The sequence below is a fragment of the Microbispora sp. GKU 823 genome (assembly GCF_002027145.1).
Lineage (GTDB): Bacteria > Actinomycetota > Actinomycetes > Streptosporangiales > Streptosporangiaceae > Microbispora > Microbispora siamensis.
In genome coordinates this window covers 1-1,369 of the sequence record NZ_MWJN01000246.1, presented here as the reverse complement: position 1 = coordinate 1,369, position 1,369 = coordinate 1, and the positions used below count along the sequence as shown (strand labels likewise).

Sequence of the window (1,369 nt, the reverse complement as noted above, 5' to 3'; positions counted from 1 at the left end):
CGCGACAACGGCGGCCACCCCACCGGCGAGGTCGGTCACCTGGTCGACGGGATCTCCGCCTCCGGCGGCACCCCACTGGTCGTGGGCGAGGTGTCCGGCGGTGGTGCGGCCCGGGTGCTGGGGGTGATCCACCTCAAGGACGTCGTCAAACAGGGCATGCGGGAGCGGTTCGACGAGATGCGCCGCATGGGCATCCGCACCGTGATGATCACCGGGGACAACCCGCTCACTGCCAAGGCCATCGCCCGCGAGGCCGGGGTGGACGACTTCCTGGCCGAGGCCACACCCGAGGACAAACTCGCCCTCATCCGCAAGGAGCAGGAGGGCGGGCGGCTGGTCGCGATGACCGGCGACGGCACCAACGACGCTCCCGCCCTGGCCCAGGCCGATGTCGGGGTGGCCATGAACACCGGCACCTCGGCGGCCAAGGAGGCCGGGAACATGGTCGACCTGGACTCCAACCCCACCAAGCTCATCGAGATCGTCGAGATCGGCAAACAACTGCTGATCACCCGGGGGGCGCTGACCACGTTCTCCATCGCCAACGACATCGCGAAGTATTTCGCGATCATCCCGGCCATGTTCACCGCGGTCTACCCCGGGCTGGAGGCGTTGAACGTCATGCGGCTGCACAGCCCCCAGTCGGCCATCCTGTCCGCGGTGATCTTCAACGCCCTGGTCATCGTCGCGCTGATCCCCCTCGCCCTGCGCGGCGTCCGCTACCGCCCCTCCAGCGCGTCCAGGCTGCTGCGCCGCAACCTGACCATCTACGGCCTCGGCGGCATCGCCGTCCCGTTCCTCGGCATCAAGCTCATCGACCTGCTCGTCCAACTCCTCCCGGGGATGTCCTGATGGCTGCGAACATGATGGAACGCCTGCCGAACACGCTCCGCCGGCACCTCGCGGCGGTCCGGGCCGTCGCCGTGCTCACGGTGATCCTCGGCGGGCTGTATCCCCTGCTGGTGACCGGCATCGCCCAGGTCCTCCTCCCCCACAGGGCCGACGGCTCGATTCTGCGCGAGGGCGGCAGGGACGTGGGCAGCGCCCTCGTCGGCCAGAGCTTCACCGACAAGGACGGCAACCCGGTCGAGAAGTACTTCCAGAGCCGGCCCTCGGCCGCGGGCGACGGGTACGACCCGACCTCCACCGCCGCGAGCAACCTCGGCCCCGAGGACGTCCTCGACACTCTCCCGGTGGCGGGAGCCACGGACGACGAGGGCAACCCCGACACCGGCAAGCAGAGCCTGCTCACCCAGGTGTGCGCGCGATCCAAGGCGGTCGGCGAACTGGAGGGCGTCAGCGGAGCCAGGCCGTACTGCACGGCGGACGGAGTCGGCGCGGTGCTCAAGGTCTTCCCCGCCGTCGGCAC

General features: G+C 69.8%; 2 protein-coding genes. Both read left to right on the top strand.

Annotated features, from left to right (window positions below; genetic code table 11):
• The coding region (locus B1L11_RS44520) for an HAD-IC family P-type ATPase (RefSeq protein WP_143738011.1) at positions 1-852 on the top strand (852 nt) is incomplete at its 5' end.
• A gap of 14 nt (positions 853-866) precedes the next feature.
• The coding region (locus B1L11_RS44515; RefSeq protein ID WP_143738012.1) for a potassium-transporting ATPase subunit C at positions 867-1,369 on the top strand (503 nt) is incomplete at its 3' end.